This window comes from Stenotrophomonas sp. YJH_SMC_16, from assembly GCF_059367875.1.
Genome location: NZ_JCAFRH010000003.1, coordinates 301,218 through 320,648 on the forward strand (window position 1 = coordinate 301,218; position 19,431 = coordinate 320,648).

Below are 19,431 nucleotides of genomic sequence, written 5' to 3' on the forward strand. Positions count from 1 at the left end.
AGAGGCAGACCCGAATGCCCTTCAACGAGACGTCATCCTGCGGCACAAGCCTTTCACGCTGCCGGAGTTGCTGGGGAAGGTTCGTTCGACGCAAAAAGGCGATGAACAGCGGGGACTTCTCAAACAGCGCGATGAGTCGCTTGTTCTCACGGGCGAGCCGCTCTTGGGCCGTGATCAGACCGGTCACCTCATTGGTCACGCAGAAGGCGACGGCGCCCCCCATCCCCCTCGCCATAGAGCGGGGAGAATGAGAAGGTCCACCACGTGTCTTCGTGCTGGCCATAGTGGTTCATCGCGATGGGTAAGTTCTCAAACCGAGACCCTTCGCCTCTAAACGCTTTTTTGATCGGCTCTTTAACTGCCGGCCACGCGTCGGCCCACAGCCCGCGCAGGGGGCTCCCCATGGCTCGATCCAGACGCGGGCCCAAGATCGGCGTGTAGGCGTCGTTGAACAAAAAGATGAGCCCTGAGCCCCAAACCAGATACATGCTCTCTGGCGAATTCAACATCAGCTCCACCGCGCTCCTGAGCGCCGATGGCCAGTGTTCCGGCGCTCCCAGAGGCGTGTTCGCCCAGTCGTGGTTCCTAATCCGCTCGGCAGCGGCCCCTTTGGCGCGAGGAAAGACGGATCGGTTGGGAAGCACTTCAATTCCTGCAAATGGCGCGAAGGGGGTGAGCCGCCGCTCCGTTCGGGCTTCATGCCCTCAGTCAACCGCGACTCGCGCACTTAACTTAGTCCACGGCGTGAAGGGAGAGCGTCAAAACGCCCAAAGCAGCCAGCGGACGCCGCATCAAACTCAGGCGCTTTCGCACGAGCGGATGGCCAGATGAGACGCAGCTTGCGGCAAGGCCCGCTCACTGAACCTGAACGCGAAGGCGCAAACGGGTGACTGGGACGCAGTACCCACGCCCGCCGTATAGTGATGCCCGTCACATCAGGACCCCTTCCATGCTCAAAGCGTTTGCGTATTCCAGTTTCGCCGCACCTGGCCTCGTTGATGAAAAGCTGCGCTCGATCGTGTCCCAGTCGGCGACGTTCAACCGGATGGCGGGCGTTACTGGAGCCATGCTCGTTGATGGAACCCGATTTTTCCAATACATCGAGGGGCCCTCCGATGGATTGGAATCCGTGGTCCGGCGCATAGAGCAAAGCCGCTCGCACACCCTGATGAGGCCCCTTCTCGACGCTCCCATCGCTCAGCGCGCTGTGCCTTACTGGGCAATGACCCGATTGGACACCGGCCAAACGGTCGTTTCTGGATTGATCAACGCGGGATGGGACGAGTTTGGGCAACGATCGGTGGCCCATGGCCCTGGAATGGAGTTGCTCCGCTCGGTGTTGCGGCCTCACTTTCCGGTGGCCAACGCGTCCGACTGAGCGCGAACCTGTTCACAGGATAGCGACGGGGGAGCCAACATCATCGTCCCCCTTGTGCCGACCGCCCCCATCGTCCAGAGCTGGTCAGGTGATTTTCTTAAGGTGATATTCTGCTTCACCGAGCATGATTCTGAGACGTTGTCCGTGCCCAACACTGGCATTTTCACTCTGAAAACGGTCGACGCTGAACAGTCAGAAGAGGGCCGCATCCTCCGATTGACGCGCGTGGAAGCTGAATGCTCCAGCTGTGGGCGTGGGTCGGATCTTTCGCCTGGCGCGGGTTTGACCGACCTCAACGGTGCAGGCGTACTTGCCTGTCCGCACTGTTCGACGCACCAGGCCATCAGCCGAGCGCGCTTTGAAGAGTTTTTGCGCCGCTTTCCGTCAGGGCTACATCAGGCCTACTCGACAGCGGTAGGCATAACGAACGACTCTTTCCATCCGGGTCCCTTCGGAATGACCACTGGACCCGCGCCCTGAGGGCCATTGGCAGTCCAGGCAAAGTGGCACTTTCTTGGCAGAAATAAGCACATCGGAATCACGTGGGGCTGCCGCCCACGATCAAGCTTCAGTTCGGAAAAACCCAGCCGATAACAAACGGTGATCTACGCGCCGGCGCGGGGGGCGCCCAGTGATTCCATCCAGTCGACAACTCAACCTGCAGCGTTTGATCCTTGCATTGGCGACGCTGTCTGCGTTGGTGATGCTCGGCAACGCCGTGTGGGCCAGTTATCAGGTGCAGCGCAAGCAGCTTATCGACAGCACCCTGGAAGCGAATCGCGTCTACGCCAACAAGCTGGCGCAAACCACTCAGCATTTCGTGCTCAGTGCACAGCAGCAGCTGGCCTCCAGCGCCGCACACATCGGCCGTCACCTGGACCAACCCTCCACGCCCGACGAAGAAGCCGAACGGCTTAAGCAGCAGACGGATTCGTTCAACTCCGTGGCGGTGGTGGACGCTGCAGGCGTGGTCAAGGCCGCCTCCCCAGCGATGCCCGAGGTTCAGGGCAAAGCCCTCACCAGCGCGGCAAACAAACAGGCCTTGGAGCGTCGCTCGCCGTTGGTCAGCGACCCGTTCATCGCGCCCACCGGCAATTTGGTGGTCACCATCTCCCACCCCGTGTTCGACGCGAAAGGCGCCTATGCAGGCTACGTCACTGCGTCCATTCATCTGAAAGAAAAGAACGTCCTGCACACCCTGTTGGGGACGCATTTTTATCGGGACGGCTCCTACCTTTACGTGGTGGGTCGGGATGGGAAGCTCCTGTATCACCCCGAACCTAACCGCGTCGGAGAGTCAGCCATCCGCAACGAGGTGGTGCGCGCGGTAAGCCAGGGGCGCGCCGGCGCTCTCCACACCGTCAACAGCCATGGCGTCCACATGCTGGCCGGCTTTGCACCGGTGCCTGCCGTGGGATGGGGCGTGGTCGCCCAGCGCCCCCTGGAGGCGACATTGGCCCCTTTGGGCGGGCTTATGTCGACCGTGCTGCGCAACGCTGCGCCTTTGGGCATTCTCTCGCTGGTTTTGATCTGGTTCTTTTCAAGGAGCATTTCTGCCCCGCTGTGGCAGCTGGCCAAGAACGTACAGGCCAAGGATGTCAGCGAGGCGATCTCCACGGTCCGCTTGGTCAACTCGTGGTATTTCGAGGCGGCGCAACTTAAGAGGGCCGTGCTGGTGAGCTTCAGGACCTTCAGCGAGCGCATGGGAAAACTGGACGTCGCTGCCCTCACTGACCCCCTGACGCAGCTCTACAACCGTCGCGGCCTTGAGCGAGCGCTGAGCGAGTTCAGCCGCTCCGGCGCGCACTTTGGGGTCATCGCGTTCGACGTCGACCATTTCAAGGCCGTGAATGATCGCTACGGTCACAGCGTGGGCGACGACGTGATCGCCGGTCTAGCGCACTGCATGCGCGCCAACGCGCGGCCGCAGGACGTCCTGTGCCGCTTCGGTGGGGAAGAGTTCTTGATGCTTTTGCCCGGGGTCGATGCCCGGGGGGCAGTGCTTGTGGCAGAGCGGCTGCGCAAAGCGATCGAGGAGCATGCCTTCCCTGCGGTGGGCCAGGTCACGATTTCAGCCGGTGTCAGCCACTTCCCCGATACCGAGGGCGACGCAGATTTGGCCATCCGCCAGGCGGACAAAGCCCTCTACCGAGCCAAGGATGCTGGACGGAACCAAGTGGTGCTCTACCAAAAGCGAAGCCGGTCGGACCACCCTTCTGCTTCCTGACGCCCAGAACGGGCCCCCGGCTGGCACACTGGGCGCTGTGACAATGCCAAGAGCAAGGCGTGGGTCTGCACGTGCCGCGAGGCGTTTGGGTGGGAACGACCGTTCTAGCGTATAGCGCTGGGATGGTGAACGCTGCCGGCTACTTGGGGTTTGAGCACCAAGCACTCAGCCACCTCACTGGCACGACCTCGCTTGGTGCGATTGCCGTCGGGAATGGTCGGTGGGTCCTTGCTCTGCAGCTCAGTGCCGTGGTCGCCAGCTTCGTGGCCGGTGGTTACGTCGCTGGTCTAACGTTGCGCAGACGCGATCTGTCATGGCACTACGTGGGCCTTCTTGCTGGCCAGTCCCTGCTGCTCATGGCCTCCGCGTGGGCGCTCGTCCAGGGCGACACTTGGGGTGCTTGCATGGCAGCGGCGGCTTGTGGCCTTCAAAACGCCATGACCACTTACTACAGCGGCTCCGCAATTCGCAGCACCCACCTGACAGGCTTTTTCACCGACATGGGTCTGCTGCTGGGCCAATCGACCCGCGGGGCGCCGTTGCCTTGGCGGCGGCTTGTCTTGGGGACGTTGGTGCTCTTCGCCTTTGTGGGCAGAGGAATCAGCGCAGCCTGGGCATTCCCGAGGTTTGGGTTCCAGCTGTTGAACGCTCCAGCTCTCTGCGCGGCAGCCATGGCTGCGGCGCTCTCATGCCACCTTGCCAGCAAGCCGACGACCCACCCAGGGGACGGCACTCCCTAGTCGAGGCATCGACGCCTCACGGCGTGCTCAGTGCGCTGCCGCTTCCCGCCGGCCAAGGCTGCCCATGGTGAAAATGTATCCTGCGTCCAGCAGGTAGTCGCGCATCCGTTGTTCCGCCAATTTCGGCGATGCAAGTGATTCGGGACCATACAGCGCGTAAACGCAATGCCCTTCGTTCATGGACTCTCGGCGGACCGCGCACCGCGGGTGTTCGCAGGCCCAAGACCAAGCCTGCAGCAGCCGATCCGGACCAATCGACTGCCCGTTGCGAAGACGAAAACTAAGCCAGCGGACCATGCCAGCGGTTGAGGGATTCACGGCCAACTCCTGCACGTTTTAATCCAGTCTCCTTAGCTTACACCCCGAGCTATTCGGCCCTAGGTGAGGAAATCACACGGCAATGGGTAAAAAAGTGTTGCCCAAACAAAAGGCCCGGCAAAAAACCGGGCCCAGGAAACGGCGATCGGGGGCGATTGTTATTCTTCTTCGTCCTGGCTGCCCTGCTGACCACCGCGCTCACGCTGCTGGCTGGGATCTTGCTGCTGCTGGCGCTGGTCGTCGCTATCGCGCTGACCGGGCGTGCGCTGACCCTGCTGGTCCTTCTGGTTCTGCTGATCTTGGCCCGGCTGATTCTGGTTGGTGCCCATGCTACTTCTCCGCAGATGGCATCGGAGCGATGCCGTGAGCAAACCATAGGCTCGGGGTAGTTACCGCCCCGTTGCTGCCGACCAGGACAGCCTGCACACCAGCGGCACCTTGCTAAATGGTTTAGCTTTCCCGGCCAACAGCTTCGGTTGGGGGACGGGGGTGTAGTCTCTATCCGCGCCCGGACATCCTGCGCCCTACACCTTGAAGGATCCCTCCTTGTCTTCCGCCAGTACCACCGCCCTCCCCTACCGCCGTTTGTTTGTGGTCGACAGCTACAGCATTGTCGCGGAAGGGATTGCATCCTTGGTTGGCGAGCATTTTGAGCACGTCAGCGTTGCCACGACCGCGCAGTCGTTGAGGGCCGACCTCAGCCTGGGAGCGGACGCGCTTGTCTTGGCTGACCTTTACGTTGCCGGCACCAGCTGCGTGTCCCTGATGCGAGAGATGCTGGCAAAGGGTACGAGCGCGGCATTCGTTTTTCTGCCTGCTGAAGCCACTGCCGCCGTGGCAGCCCAAGCGATGGAGGCAGGAGCCAAGGCATTCCTGCATCGCCGGTGCCCTGTGCAAGAGCTTGAGCGGGCCATTGCAGCGGTCCAAACGGGATGCACCTACGTGGCTGCATCGCTGATCGCGACACGGGAAGACTTGGCTCGCCAACGACCGTCCCTGACCACCAAGCAACAACTGGTTTTGAGGCTCGTCGCCGAGGGTCGTTCCGCACCGGACATTGCAGAGGCCCTTCACCTGTCCCTGCGCACGGTCGAATCGCACAAGAGGGCCATCATGCGCCAGCTCGGAGTTCAGTCCGTCGCCGCGATGTTGGATGTGGCGAAGAACGAGGGGCTGTTGGGCTCCTCCTGAGATTGGCCCACGGCAAAGGTCTGCAGGAAGACTTGCACGGTGCTCGCTGGATGCACCCCAGACCCTTCGCCGCTCTCGACCAAGGCTGCCAGGCGCCGGAGCGTGCACGGGTCCATCAGAACCTTCATGGCTGCGCTTGCCACAGCCCCGTCTGCGATAGAGTCAGTCGCTTCGGCCAGGGCAAGGCAAAGACCCCGCTCATTCTTATCTTGCAGGTCGGGCGGCAGGAGCAGTCCCCGCCCGAGCTCGCTTGAAAGCAGAGTACGTCGAAGGGCATGGCGAGCATCGCTGGTCGCCAGAGAGCTGGGATCGCCGACGCTCCCCAGAATAAGCAGCCGCTCCATCGTCTCGGCCATCGGGTGCGTCCGCACGCTCGATGACCCGCTGCTAAGATCATGCGGTGGGGCAATGGGGCGGTGCTCAAAGAGGCCTCGCATGCTCCTGGCCATCATTTCCAAGCGGAACAGCATCTCCCAGTCGGAGAAACCACCAGCCCCAGCGTTTGGCTGGACGTTATCCATTGGATTACAAGCCTCCATGTTGAGGTGCATCGGCCGGCAATACAGATTCTGAAGACCGTTTTAGGGCAGACCCTGCAATCGGTTTTGAGGCACTGAACGCCGCTCCCGCCGCGTGCGTTGCCCCCGACAAATCCGCGACCAACGCCCACTCCATTCACAATTTTTCCACTTGGGGTCTTTGATGATCACTGTGCGGCGACGCCCCCGGCTCGCTGCTGTGTGTGGAAAATGCGATTGATCGGTTTTACCGGCGAAAGGCCAGCATTGCTGTCCTGGAAAGGCCGCCCATTGGCGACGCCGATGCCGGTTTTACACCCTGCCTGCTAGCGCCTTCTCCGAACTGTTCTGAACTATTTATCCGCGGGCCAATTCTTCTGTCATGGGCTGCCCCGGTGACCGCCCCTGTTTTCTGAACCGGGCTGAGGATGCCGAGAGCAGGGCTACGCGTATCGATCACGGATTGAGACTTCACGCGGCCACAAATACGTCCAACATTTTCAGGGAAGAGGATAAAAATACGCCTATTCATGCCGGCATGTGCATCAGAATGCGCAAACGCCGCGCCGATACACCCGGGTAAACCGGGCGAGGTTCAAGGTTGACCTCCACCATGCACCTCGGTCACCGTCCATTGAGCGGCCTCCAGCACGTTCAGAGCCAGCTCGTCACCCCCTACGGCGTCCCACAGGTTGAGCAAGCCTCGGTTTACTTCGCCCGCCACGCGTTCCAGATCGGCGATCCCATGAAGCGTTCGGTGCTGCGCCTGCACGGCCATGTGTGCATCGAACCTCGCGTCAGCATCCTCGTCCACGCTCAGCACCTCGTCCACTCCGAACCCTGGCTTGGGCGCCAGCAGGTCTGAGCGAGCCTCCAGTAGTTGGTGCACCGACGTCCAGGGCTCTTGGTCAAAGTCGACGAACACACCTACCCCCGCACCGATGAGCTCCAGCTGACGGGCCAACGGCTTCCGGAAGACTGGAGCTCGTCCATGATGCCAAGCGTCGGGAAGCGCTTGCGGGCCCACGGTGGCGCAAAAGGCTTCGACGGCCATGGCTGTCAGCACCAAGGACCCGGTCATCAGGTGAAGTCGAAAGCCCGCCTCTTCCCTGGCCATCCGGCGTAGCGACCGGGCAGCATGGTTCAATTCTGGCCAAGGCCTGTAATCAGCCGACCCGCTCACACGCACATTGCGTTTGGTGTTCATGGCCCCCCCTCTCAGACGAGTATGGGCTTCCGGGAGCCGCTGTCACCTGGCACCGCCGCGGCTCCGCCACCAGAAATGAGACGTCGGTCGGGCGAGAGCATCCAGAGGAGAGAGGATCGCGCCAACCACGGCTTGACCAAGTGGTGCCAATCTCTGCTCCACCGAGCCATTTGGGTATGCCAAGCCTGATTTGACGATCCCGTCCCCTGTGCTGCACACCGAGCATGGCCTTCTGGTGCCACTCTGGCAAAAGAGCGTTTGGATGTTCGCCTGACGCCCTGCCCGGGCACCGCAAGGGGCCCGCATACGCCATCGAGAGGAGTCGGTCAGACCGGTGAAACTGTTTGACGCGGTGCTTGCTGTTGGAGACGCGGTGACGTGGCGCTTGCCCGCGGCCCTACAAGTCGCGGCCGTTTGGGCGGGATCATGGGCCGCGGTCCGAGCAGTTGCTGCACTGGTTGGTCGGTGCGCGCGCGACCACAGCACAAGGGTGCTGAACCAACTATCCCTGACGCCAAAGCGCTATCGGATCAGTCGACGGAAGATCCTGGGCAACGGCGGCCTTGAGCCGCACCAAGGCACCGTCGGATGCATCCCATCGGGTTAAACCGGACGCACCAGACCAAGCGCCACGGGCGACGGCTTCGAGCTCACTGTCTCGCACAGTCACGTAATGCATGGTCCAGAATGGGAAATGGCGCTTGTCCGCACGCCCGTGAAACAGCTCCACTATTTCTCGGTGGCTGGACGATTGGCACACCCGATCATAGGCAACCCGAACCCCGTCCTCGGGGCCTTCCAGGTATTGGAGGAAGCTCTCCCCGTCGTAGAGCAGGACTCCAGTCACCCCGGCTTGCAAATTGAAAGCGGCGGCATCGCTGATGAGATTCGCCAAGCGATCAGTTGCCAAGTCTTCAATTGCACTGCTGGAATAGGCAATGGCGCGAATGGGCATGATCCCCTTCCTCACGGTCACCCCAGGACACCAAATTCTAATGGCGGGTAGCCGATTCAGTCGTGACGCAGATCCACCTTTTCGAAACGGATAAACGCTTCAGAATGTTGCCGTCCCGGATCAAGAAAACGGTGAAGCTCTTGATCAGTCCCGCGGTGAGACATGACCATTTGTCGCAGGAGGCAATCCCCTCGTAGTTTCCCACTTGGCTGCGCGTCGGATCTGGGCGTATGGTTGATAGACCTGTTCATCTACTGATCGGTTGCATAGCATGTCCCCCACCCGCTCCGAAGAACGCATGTCTACATTGGGCAGCCTTAACGCGTTGAACGACGTGACCGGGGCTTCTTTGGATCGCCTGACCGAGTTGGCGACGCATACCTTCCGCGCCCCCGTGGCCTTTGTGTCCCTTGTAGAGGTTGATCGCCAACGGCTGATTGCTCGGAAGGGCCTACCGATGAGCGAAATGAACATCCGGGATTCTATCTGCGCGCACACGATTGGCTCAGCGGAAGTCATGGTCGTGCCTGATCTGCGACGTGACCCGCGATTTGCGTCCAATCCTCTTGTCACCGGCGACCCGCATTTGAAGTTCTACGCAGGTGCTCCGCTCGTCGCGCAGAACGGGACCGCCATCGGCGCGCTGTGCGTGATGGACAAACAGGCCCGGGAGTTTTCGGAAGCCGAGCGGCGTCAGCTGGAAACGCTCGGCATGGCCGTGATGAATGAGCTGGAGCTGCGTGCACTGACGGGGCGGCGAGAGCCGGTCAGCGGTCTGCCCAATCGGCACCAATTCTCAATCGACTACAACGCTTGGTCCGCTAGGTCGCCCGGCCGAACATGCTTTGCAGTGCTCGTGGATGTCCTTGATCTGCCGCGTGCAAACGAGGCGGGCCAAGTGCTGGGCATGGCTCCCCTGGAAGCCCTCATCAAACGCGCTGGCGTCCGGGTGAAAGTTGCCCTGGATGGATTGGCGGAGGTCTACCACGTCGGCGTGACCCGCTTTGCTTTCGTGGTGGAACTCCCAAGCCGCGAGGCCATCGAGCGCCTGGTCGAGGAACTTCGGGTGAGACTTACCCGCCCGATGATGGCGGCAGAGGTTCCCATGTCGCCGCTTTTCCACGCGGGAATTTGCGAAGCGGAACTCGGCCGAGACAACGCAGATGACGTCATCCGCAAGATGCTGATCGGCCTCCACTCTGCCATCGCGGCCCACGAAAGCTTCAACTGGTACTCCGCCCAGCGCGACGAAGGCCTGCGACGGGGCTACCGTCTGGCGGCCGACGCCAGGCACGGGCTGCTGCAAGACGAGTTCCATTTGGTTTACCAGCCGCGCTTCCGATCCAGCAACCTTCAACCGGTGTCTGCGGAAGTGCTCATTCGCTGGAACCACCCGCAGCTTGGCCCAGTTAGTCCTGCCGAATTCATCCCCGTTTTCGAGCGCACTGCACTGATGGAGGGGGTCACCGAGTGGGTTATCGACCATGCATTGGCACAATTGGCACAATGGAAGCGTGCTGGCCTTGCGTTGAGCCTTTCCATCAACCTCTCCGCTCGGGATGTCGCGCGGCAAGGAATGGCCGATGAACTCGTGGCCAAAATCCACGCGCAGGGTTTGGATTGCCAGGACGTGGAGGTCGAGATCACCGAGGGAGAATGGCTGCGGGTCAACTCGCTGCCGGGCGAGCAACTCAAGCGGATGGCCTCGTCAGGCATTCGGCTCGCGGTGGATGACTTCGGCAGCGGCTACAGCAATTTCGGATACCTGACCGAGTTGCCCATTCACACGCTCAAGCTCGACAAGTCACTGATAGACGATATTTCCGAAGACCAACGCGCGTTGCTCAAGGTCCAAGCGATCGTCGGTCTGGCCCATGATCTGGGCTACTCGACCGTCGCTGAAGGAGCGGAGACGAGCGATCAGGTCGCCAAGCTCCGAGGCCTTGGGTGTGACGAAATTCAAGGTTTCGCGCTTTCCAGACCCATCAGCGCCATTGAGTTGGCCGAGCTCCTTGCGCCCTGACCCGAGGCAGTTTGATACTCGGTCTTCCAGCCGACGAACCGTCCCGGATGGAGGCACGCGGAAGGACCCTGCAGCGTGCGTATCGCTTTCAGGAAGTCTCCGAGATCGCTGAGGCTGCTGACTGCCTCTGGCCTATTTCAGGACCCTACCCGTGGCTAATACCGGCTTTTTTCTGCTTCGCTTTGTCAATGGAGAACTGACCTCCGACGGCGCTCTGGCGCGTCTGCATGCTGTTGAGGCCACTTGTAGCAGCTGTGGTCTCACCTCGCTGCTAGCACCGGGCGAGGGCCTGACGGACTTGGAAGGCGCCGGTGTGATGGTGTGCCCGCAGTGCCAAAACCATCAAGCGGTGAGCCGGATGAGGTTCGAAGAGTTCATGAAGCGAATGGCCGGCACGGACGCGACAGCCACCGCTAACCCATCGTCTTCGGACGAGGGGCAGGTTTTATCGGAGTGAGGCCCCTGTCCTGCCAATCTGAACGCTTCGGATTTCCTAGGGCATGAATCGCAACGGTGGCGACACATTAAGGGCATGATGCGACCGCCCTTTGGTCTTTTGCTGCCCACAGAAACCTTGACCGTTTCCCTGCCTTTCGATCCATTTCTGCAGGCCTCACCAGAGCCATTGCTGGAGCTGGTGATTGTGCGTCTGGGCTGCGATTTGTTCGGTGTGGATGTCGAGTCGGCCGTGGAAATACGCGGACCAGAGCCGCTGACACGAACCCGGGACCGCCAGTTTGTAGTCTCGATCAGAGGGCAAGACGTCCCTGTGGTTGATCTGGGCTTGATCACCGGAGGCGATGCGGTCGGGACGGGTTGTCCAGCCATGCTGTTGGTTCAATCCGCGGTTCAGCTGTTCGCCCTTGCAGTGGACGAAGTCTTGGTCATCGAGAGCCTGTCTGCCTGGCGTGCCAAGCCTGCCGCTCACGGCGACCGATTCGCTGAGCTCTGCCCACAGGGCGTGCAGCTGGGAAACGGCAAACGCGTCGCCGTCATTGACCCGGGTCGTGCCCTATCCATTCAGCAACGGCTGGAGATCGATTCAGGTTGATTGCCGACTGCTGCACGGTGCTGCCGCTTTCAGCTGCAACCGATGCGCGCGCGTCCCAAGTTCCACGCTTTGCGGTAATCTCTAGCTGACAACGCGATTCCGTGCATGAGGCGCTCGATGGAGAAATTCGACGGAGCAACGTGGTTCCCACTGGACGGGTTTGAAGTCGGCATTGACGCCGAAACAGCAGTGGTTGCACTCGGGCTTTACCAAGTTCGCAATGCGGCCGGTGACTCGACCATGTGCGGCTCGACGATGACTCCGACGCAAGCGGAGCGAATTGGCAATGCCCTTTTGATCGCCGCCAACCGTGCTCGTCTGACGATCCCGGGCTCAAGCAGCAGCCACTGATCCTCTTCTGTGTTGATGTGCCCGCTCGCGGAGGGCTTGGTGAACGACGAGGTCAGGGACGCATTTTTGCGTCTTCAAGAAGCAATGAATCGCATGCATATCCGTGTTGCGGCGCTGGAAGCGGCCACAGTGCTCCTGCTTCGCACGAACGCCGGCAACGCCAACGTCGCAGACGAGTTTGAGCGCAGCATTCGGCACTACCTCCAGGGGATGGACCAGCACCGGGACCATGTCTTCGCGTTCGAGGAGATCGTTGAGCCCTGGCTGGGCATCCTGAGGGAACCATTGGCTGGCATTCCCCCGTCTCCGAGCCGCTGAACTGCTAAAGCAGAGCGGCCATCGGGCGGCCGTAACCTCGGCCAATGCCATGCCGCCTTGCTGCCTCACGGCGCAAGGCGCCGAGCTTTCGGCGCGCTTGCGGGTCTGAGGCCGCCATCCAGGCGGCCTCACCCACGCTGACTTCAGCGGCAACTTCGGTCAGCCATGCCCTGCGAGCGACCATGCGTTCGCACTGGCCTTGGAAGGGCGGTTAGAACTCCTGCCAGTGCGCTGCGTCCGCAGATACCTGCCGTGCTGGACGAGCTGGCAATGCCTTCGGCGGGGTTGGCTTGCCTACGTAGGCGGGTTGAGAAAGGCGGGAGCCGTCCACAGCACCTGGCTTGGCCAAACGGGCACTGGCCGCTGATGACGTCTTTCCCTGCGCGCCGTCATTCACCTTGAAGACCGCGACGGCTGCAGCCAGCTGTACCGACTGGTCTTCCATGGAACGGGCGGCGGCGGTCGCTTCTTCCACCAACGCGGCGTTCTGCTGGGTCGTCTCGTCCATCTGAGAAACAGCCTGGTTCACTTGCTCGATGCCCGACGCCTGCTCCTGAGAGGCGGCAGATATCTCACCAATGATGTTGGACACGCGCTCTACCGAGCTGACAATCTCAGTCATCGTCTGGCCAGCCTGTTCAGCCAGCACCGATCCTTGAGCGACCTTGGCCACAGAGTCCTCGATAAGCCCCTTGATCTCCTTGGCTGCAGAGGCAGAGCGCTGCGCCAACGTGCGCACCTCGGAGGCCACCACGGCGAACCCTCGCCCCTGGTCCCCGGCTCGAGCCGCCTCCACGGCCGCATTGAGTGCGAGGATGTTGGTCTGGAAAGCGATGCCATCGATCACGGAGATGATGTCCCCGATGCGACGCGACGACGCTTCGATGTCCCCCATCGTCTCCACCACTTTCCCGACCACTCCACCGCCCTGCCCGGCCACGCGCGAGGCCCCACTGGCCAACTCGCTGGCTTGGCGCGCATGCTCTGCGTTTTGGCGCACCGTGGAGGTAAGCTCCTCCATGGACGCCGCCGTCTCTTCCAAGTTGGCCGCTTGTTGTTCGGTGCGTCGCGACAAGTCGCCATTGCCAGCCGCAATTTCCGTCGACGCGGTATTGATTGCCGTGGATGCCTGCTGGATACGGGAGACGATATCGGTCAGCTGAGCCACGGTCGCGTTGGCGTCTTGACTCATCGTCGCAAAGACGCCGCGGAAGTCGCCCTCCATGCGGTGGGTCAAGTCGCCAGAGGCAATGGCCTGAAGCAAGGTGGAGACGGCGCTGAGGCTGTGGTCAGCTGTCTCCATCAAACGGTTGAGGTCCGAAACCATCCCTGCAAAGTCGTGCCGGAACGCAGACGTGTCACCGCGGGCGGAGAAGTCACCGTCGGCGGCCGACACTGCCAACCGCTTGATCTCCGTATTGATCGCCAGCAGGCTTGCTTTGGCAGCGTCCATTGACTCGTGGAGCACCGCGCGGGAGCCTGGCAGACGTCGCGCATCACGCCGCAGGTCACCGGCCGCATACTCGTTGAGCACTTGGATGGCATCCAGGATGGCCTCAAGGTGCTCAAACACCATTGTGTTCATGCCCTTGGCCAGCTCCCCGTAAACACCCGGCAGGTCCTCCGGAATCCGGTGCGAGATGTCTTCGGCCTCGTGAAGCTTGACCATGACCTTGGTGTCGTTCGAAAAACGCTCCAAGGTGGCAACCATTTGACGGAGGGAGAGCAGCATCTGGCCTGCCTCGTCGCGGCTCTGGTAGTCGGCTCGCACGTTGAGGTCGCCATTGGCCACGCTGCGGATAGCGGCCAACGCCTCACCAATGGGGCGGGTGACCGAACGGCTGATCGCCCAACCCAACACGCTTGCAACTAAGCAGAGCACCGCCACGACCAAGCCTGTGATCGACATCAGGTTGTTGAGGCTTGCTGCGTTGGTTGCGAGTTCCGCCTTCATGCCGCGAAGGTTGTATTCGCTGACTTTCTCCATGGCGTCGAACAGCGCCACGCGCTTTGCCCTGGATTCTGTCACCGAGATCGTCTGCGCGGCCTCGGCATCGCCAGCGAGGAGCGCAGCGTGAAGCCGATCGTGGATGACAAAGTAATCGCTCAACGCAGCGCTGACCGGCTTGAACAACGCAGCATCTTCACTGTCGGCCAGGGACCGCTCGTATTGCTTCACCAGATCGTTGATCTTGGCCTTGCCCGCCACGATCCGCTGCTCGTACTGCTTGACTGCCTCTGGTGAACCTGCCTCACTGACCTGAGATGTCTCGTAGATGCGCAGATCGCCAAACTGCGCACGCATCTCTCCGATGGCGTAGCTGCCAGGCGCCCAAACGGTCTCAATCCTGGACAACTCTTGCTTTGAGTGAGACGCCCGCACGATCGTGAAGATTCCCAACGCCAAGGTCATGCTGGTGGTGACGGCGAATGCCAGCAACAGTTTCTTTGAGATACTTAAATTTCTAAACCAATTCATCCGGAATGATCCTGCTCAATAAGGGTGCGACAATGGGATAGCGAATGCTCTTTTTGGTTTTCGGCGTGTCGCTTCCATCGCATACCAAAACCTGTTTCAACGACCTTCCTGACAACTCACGATCTGACGCTAGGCGCTCTGGCTTGCAACCACCGTGCAAACAGCTCAGCGCTCCTGATGCGAGGAAAGCAGCGAGGTGGCTTGAGTAGGCCGACATCACCCGGCCTGCTAGACCGATTGCAAGGTAGCGGCACTCCTTTTCCCAACTGAAGTGAGACCAGAAGAAAGAGGTGGGGCAACGCCCGTGCTTTGCTGACGCAAGAAGTTGAGATTCAAACTTCGCGTGAAAAAGAAGTGAAAAAGAGAGTGGGCTTTGGATTTCTCGCGTGCTGATACATCGCTCAGCAGGGACACCTCGTGATGGTGCTGTGAAACCGATGGCGAAGTGCTTCCCTAACGACGATCTTTTGCAGCGCACCGGAAGCACGCTGTGTTCTACTGCACTGGACGCCGGAAACGAGGGAGTATTGCCGCGTACGCGTCAGCACGGACGTAGTGCTCATCTGCTTCGCTAGCGTGAGGGTAGTCCCGGATCGCCACCCGGATCGCCGTCGCCGCATGATCACAGGCGGGTTGGCTCGCGACTACTCTTGTCGGCTGGGAATGGAGGAAAGAAGCACCAGCGTGTGGCTCTCAATCGGTCTTTGGTGCGCCTGCTTTGATATCCAAAGTGGCTTGGTAAGCGCACGGGACAAACACCGTGTCGCCATGGTTTGATGCATTCAGCCCGATATAGATAGCAGCCCCTCCAGTGAAAGACGTTAGGACCAAAGCGTCACGAAAAATGAAGCCGCTGGTTATGCCTACCTCGGCGTGTGGCGCAAGCCAGGCGTAATTCGCTCAATACGATATAGAGCGATCGCTGGATTCAGAAGCAGCGATGACAACTGTAGGATGTGAGCGATACTTCTTGAACACCGCGTGCAGGACTACGAGCTGATTGGAGTCCTCAGAGAAACGACACTGAACAATGTGCTTGTGATAGCCCAACCGCTTGATATCCCAGCTACCCGTTGGCCACAGTGTCTGGCGTCGACGACGCAAGTCTGACGCTCCGATCGATTGACCTCTCGTGACTCTGCTAAGTCTTCCTGTCCCCCGTGGAGGCATACGACCGCATGCTGCCCACTCCCTTGATTGAAAGGTCGCTCTCCAGCCGCAACTACAGCGAGGTGCTCCTCGCCGGTTTTATCGATAGCTGCTTTCGCAAATAGCACTGACAACTTTGACATGAAATCCCCCTCTGTGCCGGCGATAGCTGCTTAGTATCTTGAAGGACATGCGCCCCTGCGCCACTCTCCTCATCACTACCAGCCGTCGCGACCAATCTGTTAGCTTCTCCTCGTTTCTGAGTGCCGGGTCTTCGTCAACGGTGATCTTCATCAACAACATGTAAGGCCTGTCGCCCCCCAATCTCCACTTGTGTAGATCGCGTATACACCTCTGCGGTCATACTGCTCAATTGCCCAATAGTACTCACGAGTCTGAGGCAGTGAAAATCCATATGCACCCCAAAGATGTTCGTACAGGTTGCTCCTTGTGCCGCAATGCAGAAGTGCTGCCGTTCGGGTTCAGCTACGCGTTCCAGCCAATTGTGGACACATTTGCGAGCAGCATTTTCGCGCACGAAGCGCTGGTGCGCGGTTCTGCGGGCGAGTCTGCCCATTCGGTGCTATCCCAAGTGGTTACCTCGAACCAGTACTCGTTTGACCAAGCGTGCCGCGAGAAGGCAATTAGGATTGCGGCCTCGCTGCAGATGCAGTCCCATCTCTCGATCAATTTCCTGCCAAACGCGATCTACCGGCCCGAGTTGTGCATCCGTTCGACGCTGGATGCGGCGCGCCGATACGGCTTCCCGATCGAGCGCATCATCTTCGAGGCGGTGGAAGGTGAAAAGGTCGACGACAGCAAATGGCTTGCGGAAGTCTTGACGGAGTACAAGCGCATCGGCTTCAGGACCGCCATCGATGATTTCGGCGCGGGGTTTGCCGGACTGAATCTGCTGGCCGATTTCCAACCCGACATCGTCAAGCTGGATATGGCGCTAGTGCGAGGCATTGACGGCAGCCATTCGCGTCGGGCCATCGTGGCCGGCGTAGTGAGCATGTGCGGCGAGCTCGGCATCGATGTCATCGCTGAGGGCGTCGAGACCGGCGAAGAAGCGCGATGCCTTGGTGATCTGGGCATCAGGCTAATGCAGGGCTACTGGTTTGGCCGCCCCATGTTCGAGGGTATCGCGACATACGCGCAGATTCCCTGATCGACCTGAGGATCCTGGCTCATCTTGGAGCGCCCCGTAGGCCGGCGCACTCCAAGGGAGGGGCGCGACACCACCATCACAGCATCTCGCGCATAACACGGCGACCGATCTTGGCCGTCCCTCAAAGCCCTTGGCCGTATCCACGTGACCGCTCGCGTTCCGCACTCTCCCGTAAGCCAGCGCGCCGAGCGCGGCCTGGACGGCTTGAACTTCTTCTTGGCCGATGTCCGCGACGGCCTAGGGCCCTACTTGGCCATCTACCTGCTCTCGGTGCACCACTGGCAGCCGGCCAGCATCGGTGTGGTCATGACCGTTGCTGCCATCGTCGGGTTGCTGACCCAGACGCCCGCCGGCGCGCTGATGGACCGTACGCACTCCAAGCGGATGGTGCTGGCCATCGCCGTCATTGTAGTGACGGCAAGCTGCCTGCTGCTGCCATGGACGCAGGACTTTGCCGTGGTGGCCTCGACGCAGGCATTGAGCGCAGTGGCCGCCTCGGTGATTGCCCCGGCCATCGCGGCGATCTCGCTGGGCGTCAGCGGACCTCGCGCCTTCGCCCACCGCATGGGGCGCAACGAGACTTTTAACCATGCCGGCAACGTGGTGGCGGCATTGCTGGCCGGTGGGCTCGCCTATCTGTGGGGACCAACGGTGGTGTTCTACCTGATGGCGGTGATGACACTGGCCAGTTTGGCGGCCGCTGGCTCGATCCCCGTCGCGGCGATCGATGATGTGCAGGCCCGTGGCTCCGTTGCCGAACCGCGAGGTGCGGCCCCGCCCTCACCCGCACGCCTACTGCATGACCGCCGACTATTGCTGCTGGCCGCGTGCAGTTGCCTTTTCCACCTTGCCAACGCGGCCATGCTACCCCTGGTGGGGCAAAAGCTCTCATTAAGCAGTCCTGCCCTGGCGACGACGATGACAGCTGGCTGCATCGTGGCTGCGCAATTGGTGATGATTCCGATGGCGTGGCTCGTGGGCTCGCGTGCGGACCGCTGGGGGCGGCGGCCCCTGCTGTTGGCGGCATTTCTTATCCTACCCATTCGGGCGGCACTTTATCCCCTTTCCGACGCGCCAGCGTGGTTGCTGGGTGTACAGCTGCTCGATGGCATTGGCGCTGGCATCTTCGGTGCGCTCATCCCCATCATGGTGAGTGACTTGAGCGAGGGCACCGGGCGTTTCAATGTCACGCTGGGCGCGGTCTCCACTGTCTTTGGTGTGGGGGGCGCGCTCAGCCCCGCCTTGGCGGGCTTCATCGTGCAGCACGCTGGCTATGACGCCGCCTTCCTGACCCTGGCAGCCATCGCCACGGCGGCAGTACTTTTGGCCTGGCGAGTTCCGGAAACACGCGACGTCCCTGCAATCGTCCGCACCTGAAGCACTGGGCGGCACATGCATCTCGGACTAGGGATTGGGCGCTGGACATCACAGCCCTTTGATTGGACGGTTCCGGCCAGCGTCCGGCACTACCCAGCCAGAGCAGGTCTGCTGCGCACCGATGGCGGCGGCTCCCGGTTCAAGGTGCTTAACAAGCCCTTCAACCGACAACAGTTGTTGCACCAGGTCCGATTTTTTTTGGAGGGGCCGATCGGCCTTGTTTGAGCGCTGGACTGATCTGCGACGGGCAACCTACGCTGAATCCCGGCATGGCGTTGCATTGAACGCGCAACGTGCGGCACCCAGCTGATCTATGCGCCCGAGCATGGGCGCTCTCAGGAGAAATACATGCCGCACCATGAAAAAATCGCCTTGTCAGGCGTTGTTGAACACGTATTCGCCCATCGCTTCACCCTGCTGGCGGACGGTCAGCCGCACCTAGCTGACTTGGGGCCCAAGGGTGCCGAGGCCTTCGCCATCAGGCCCGGTTTGGCAGTCATTCTGGAAGGCGAACGCCGTCCCTCGGAGATCAAGGTGCTCAGTATTGCCCGCATGGGCGGCAGGCGGGTGGAGATCGAGCACAAGAAGCCTCATCATGGGCCGGGCCATCGCGCCGGTGAACACGTGCACGCAGATCCTGCCGCAGCGCTGGATGCCGTGAAGCAGGCAGGATGGACATCTGCTGGAGAGCCGCAGCGCCACCCCAAGCACTTTGAAGTGCTGGCCCGCCAGAAGGGCGGCGATTGGATGGAGCTGCACGTGGACTTTGCTGGCGCCATCTACAAGCAGAAGCCCGCTTCCGCTCACAAGTGGGGCGTTGCGTAAGCAAGAGAGGCCCCGCCTCAGCGGGGCTTCTTTTCGGGGCTCAGTTTGCAGTGGCTGCCCCGCATCCGAAAACGGTCAGGCTGCGCGGTGGGCCCAGTAAGCGACAGGCGCCCTAGAGTACCTGCTCGATCGCAAGGCCTGCATCCTGCCGGG

18 protein-coding genes and 1 pseudogene are annotated in these 19,431 nt (G+C 61.0%); 12 read left to right on the forward strand and 7 right to left on the reverse strand.

Annotated elements, in window-relative coordinates:
* Positions 1-91: 91 nt before the first annotated feature.
* Positions 92-488, reverse strand: a pseudogene (locus AC5P6E_RS08885) (hybrid sensor histidine kinase/response regulator); the annotation flags it as partial.
* Between the two features lie 461 nt (positions 489-949).
* On the opposite strand from AC5P6E_RS08885, the gene AC5P6E_RS08890 reads away from it, so the two are divergent.
* The 3 genes from AC5P6E_RS08890 (at position 950) to AC5P6E_RS08900 (ending at position 4,345) form a co-directional block, all read left to right on the forward strand.
* A complete protein-coding gene (locus AC5P6E_RS08890; protein ID WP_481442063.1) occupies positions 950-1,378 on the forward strand; it encodes a BLUF domain-containing protein in 429 nt (142 codons plus the stop codon).
* Positions 1,379-2,009: 631 nt separating this feature from the next.
* Positions 2,010-3,605 carry a sensor domain-containing diguanylate cyclase gene (locus tag AC5P6E_RS08895; protein ID WP_495230891.1) on the forward strand — a complete coding sequence of 532 codons (1,596 nt, stop codon included), beginning with the start codon at positions 2,010-2,012 and terminating at the stop codon, positions 3,603-3,605.
* 89 nt (positions 3,606-3,694) lie between these two features.
* Positions 3,695-4,345, forward strand: a complete 651-nt coding sequence (locus AC5P6E_RS08900; RefSeq protein WP_495230921.1) for a YoaK family protein — start codon at positions 3,695-3,697, stop codon at positions 4,343-4,345.
* 27 nt (positions 4,346-4,372) lie between these two features.
* Here the strand turns inward: AC5P6E_RS08900 and AC5P6E_RS08905 are convergent, their stop codons facing one another.
* The gene (locus AC5P6E_RS08905) at positions 4,373-4,525 is read right to left on the reverse strand and encodes a hypothetical protein (RefSeq protein WP_495230892.1); all 153 of its coding nucleotides are present in this window, start codon (positions 4,523-4,525) and stop codon (positions 4,373-4,375) included.
* 296 nt (positions 4,526-4,821) lie between these two features.
* Positions 4,822-4,992, reverse strand: a complete 171-nt coding sequence (locus tag AC5P6E_RS08910) for a hypothetical protein (RefSeq protein WP_495230893.1) — start codon at positions 4,990-4,992, stop codon at positions 4,822-4,824.
* Positions 4,993-5,209: 217 nt separating this feature from the next.
* On the opposite strand from AC5P6E_RS08910, the gene AC5P6E_RS08915 reads away from it, so the two are divergent.
* On the forward strand, positions 5,210-5,854 hold the full coding sequence (locus AC5P6E_RS08915; RefSeq protein ID WP_495230894.1) for a LuxR C-terminal-related transcriptional regulator: 645 nt from the start codon (positions 5,210-5,212) through the stop codon (positions 5,852-5,854).
* Here the strand turns inward: AC5P6E_RS08915 and AC5P6E_RS08920 are convergent.
* The 3 genes from AC5P6E_RS08920 to AC5P6E_RS08930 all read right to left on the reverse strand — a co-directional run bounded on the left by AC5P6E_RS08920 (position 5,794) and on the right by AC5P6E_RS08930 (position 8,534).
* Complete coding sequence (locus AC5P6E_RS08920) at positions 5,794-6,375, reverse strand: hypothetical protein (RefSeq protein ID WP_495230895.1); 582 nt, start codon at positions 6,373-6,375, stop codon at positions 5,794-5,796. The two genes, AC5P6E_RS08915 and AC5P6E_RS08920, sit on opposite strands and share 61 nt — an antisense overlap.
* Before the next feature lie 592 nt (positions 6,376-6,967).
* Complete coding sequence (locus tag AC5P6E_RS08925) at positions 6,968-7,579, reverse strand: hypothetical protein (protein ID WP_495230896.1); 612 nt, start codon at positions 7,577-7,579, stop codon at positions 6,968-6,970.
* A 502-nt stretch (positions 7,580-8,081) separates the two neighbouring features.
* The gene (locus AC5P6E_RS08930; RefSeq protein WP_495230897.1) at positions 8,082-8,534 is read right to left on the reverse strand and encodes a BLUF domain-containing protein; all 453 of its coding nucleotides are present in this window, start codon (positions 8,532-8,534) and stop codon (positions 8,082-8,084) included.
* Positions 8,535-8,805: 271 nt separating this feature from the next.
* Here AC5P6E_RS08930 and AC5P6E_RS08935 point away from each other — a divergent pair, with 271 nt between their 5' ends.
* The 5 genes from AC5P6E_RS08935 (at position 8,806) to AC5P6E_RS08955 (ending at position 12,277) form a co-directional block, all read left to right on the forward strand.
* Entirely contained in the window at positions 8,806-10,557 is a 1,752-nt protein-coding gene (locus AC5P6E_RS08935) for an EAL domain-containing protein (protein WP_495230898.1), read from the forward strand.
* 151 nt (positions 10,558-10,708) lie between these two features.
* On the forward strand, positions 10,709-11,014 hold the full coding sequence (locus tag AC5P6E_RS08940) for a hypothetical protein (protein ID WP_495230899.1): 306 nt from the start codon (positions 10,709-10,711) through the stop codon (positions 11,012-11,014).
* Positions 11,015-11,089: 75 nt separating this feature from the next.
* The gene (locus AC5P6E_RS08945) at positions 11,090-11,608 is read left to right on the forward strand and encodes a chemotaxis protein CheW (protein WP_495230900.1); all 519 of its coding nucleotides are present in this window, start codon (positions 11,090-11,092) and stop codon (positions 11,606-11,608) included.
* Between the two features lie 117 nt (positions 11,609-11,725).
* Positions 11,726-11,959: a hypothetical protein gene (locus AC5P6E_RS08950; RefSeq protein ID WP_200731513.1), complete on the forward strand. Its 234-nt coding sequence runs from the start codon at positions 11,726-11,728 to the stop codon at positions 11,957-11,959.
* 39 nt (positions 11,960-11,998) lie between these two features.
* The gene (locus tag AC5P6E_RS08955) at positions 11,999-12,277 is read left to right on the forward strand and encodes a hypothetical protein (RefSeq protein ID WP_125892001.1); all 279 of its coding nucleotides are present in this window, start codon (positions 11,999-12,001) and stop codon (positions 12,275-12,277) included.
* Between the two features lie 211 nt (positions 12,278-12,488).
* Here AC5P6E_RS08955 and AC5P6E_RS08960 read toward each other — a convergent pair whose 3' ends face one another.
* Positions 12,489-14,756, reverse strand: coding sequence for a methyl-accepting chemotaxis protein (locus AC5P6E_RS08960; RefSeq protein WP_495230901.1), 2,268 nt, complete (start codon positions 14,754-14,756; stop codon positions 12,489-12,491).
* A gap of 1,564 nt (positions 14,757-16,320) precedes the next feature.
* Between AC5P6E_RS08960 and AC5P6E_RS08965 the strand changes: the two genes are divergently transcribed.
* The 3 genes from AC5P6E_RS08965 (at position 16,321) to AC5P6E_RS08975 (ending at position 19,278) form a co-directional block, all read left to right on the forward strand.
* Entirely contained in the window at positions 16,321-17,076 is a 756-nt protein-coding gene (locus tag AC5P6E_RS08965) for an EAL domain-containing protein (protein ID WP_495230922.1), read from the forward strand.
* A 204-nt stretch (positions 17,077-17,280) separates the two neighbouring features.
* Complete coding sequence (locus tag AC5P6E_RS08970) at positions 17,281-18,453, forward strand: MFS transporter (protein ID WP_495230902.1); 1,173 nt, start codon at positions 17,281-17,283, stop codon at positions 18,451-18,453.
* A gap of 348 nt (positions 18,454-18,801) precedes the next feature.
* Positions 18,802-19,278, forward strand: coding sequence for a hypothetical protein (locus AC5P6E_RS08975; RefSeq protein WP_495230903.1), 477 nt, complete (start codon positions 18,802-18,804; stop codon positions 19,276-19,278).
* The last annotated feature ends 153 nt before the right edge of the window (positions 19,279-19,431 follow it).

Coding starts and splice junctions, on each gene's coding strand:
- AC5P6E_RS08965 (WP_495230922.1), top strand. CDS start 16,321: ATGCACCCCAAAGATGTTCGTACAGGTTGCTCCTTGTGCCGCAATGCA.
- AC5P6E_RS08925 (WP_495230896.1), bottom strand. CDS start 7,579: ATGAACACCAAACGCAATGTGCGTGTGAGCGGGTCGGCTGATTACAGG.
- AC5P6E_RS08950 (WP_200731513.1), top strand. CDS start 11,726: ATGGAGAAATTCGACGGAGCAACGTGGTTCCCACTGGACGGGTTTGAA.
- AC5P6E_RS08910 (WP_495230893.1), bottom strand. CDS start 4,992: ATGGGCACCAACCAGAATCAGCCGGGCCAAGATCAGCAGAACCAGAAG.
- AC5P6E_RS08960 (WP_495230901.1), bottom strand. CDS start 14,756: ATGAATTGGTTTAGAAATTTAAGTATCTCAAAGAAACTGTTGCTGGCA.
- AC5P6E_RS08930 (WP_495230897.1), bottom strand. CDS start 8,534: ATGCCCATTCGCGCCATTGCCTATTCCAGCAGTGCAATTGAAGACTTG.
- AC5P6E_RS08975 (WP_495230903.1), top strand. CDS start 18,802: ATGCCGCACCATGAAAAAATCGCCTTGTCAGGCGTTGTTGAACACGTA.
- AC5P6E_RS08945 (WP_495230900.1), top strand. CDS start 11,090: ATGATGCGACCGCCCTTTGGTCTTTTGCTGCCCACAGAAACCTTGACC.
- AC5P6E_RS08920 (WP_495230895.1), bottom strand. CDS start 6,375: ATGGATAACGTCCAGCCAAACGCTGGGGCTGGTGGTTTCTCCGACTGG.
- AC5P6E_RS08935 (WP_495230898.1), top strand. CDS start 8,806: ATGTCCCCCACCCGCTCCGAAGAACGCATGTCTACATTGGGCAGCCTT.
- AC5P6E_RS08905 (WP_495230892.1), bottom strand. CDS start 4,525: ATGAACGAAGGGCATTGCGTTTACGCGCTGTATGGTCCCGAATCACTT.
- AC5P6E_RS08890 (WP_481442063.1), top strand. CDS start 950: ATGCTCAAAGCGTTTGCGTATTCCAGTTTCGCCGCACCTGGCCTCGTT.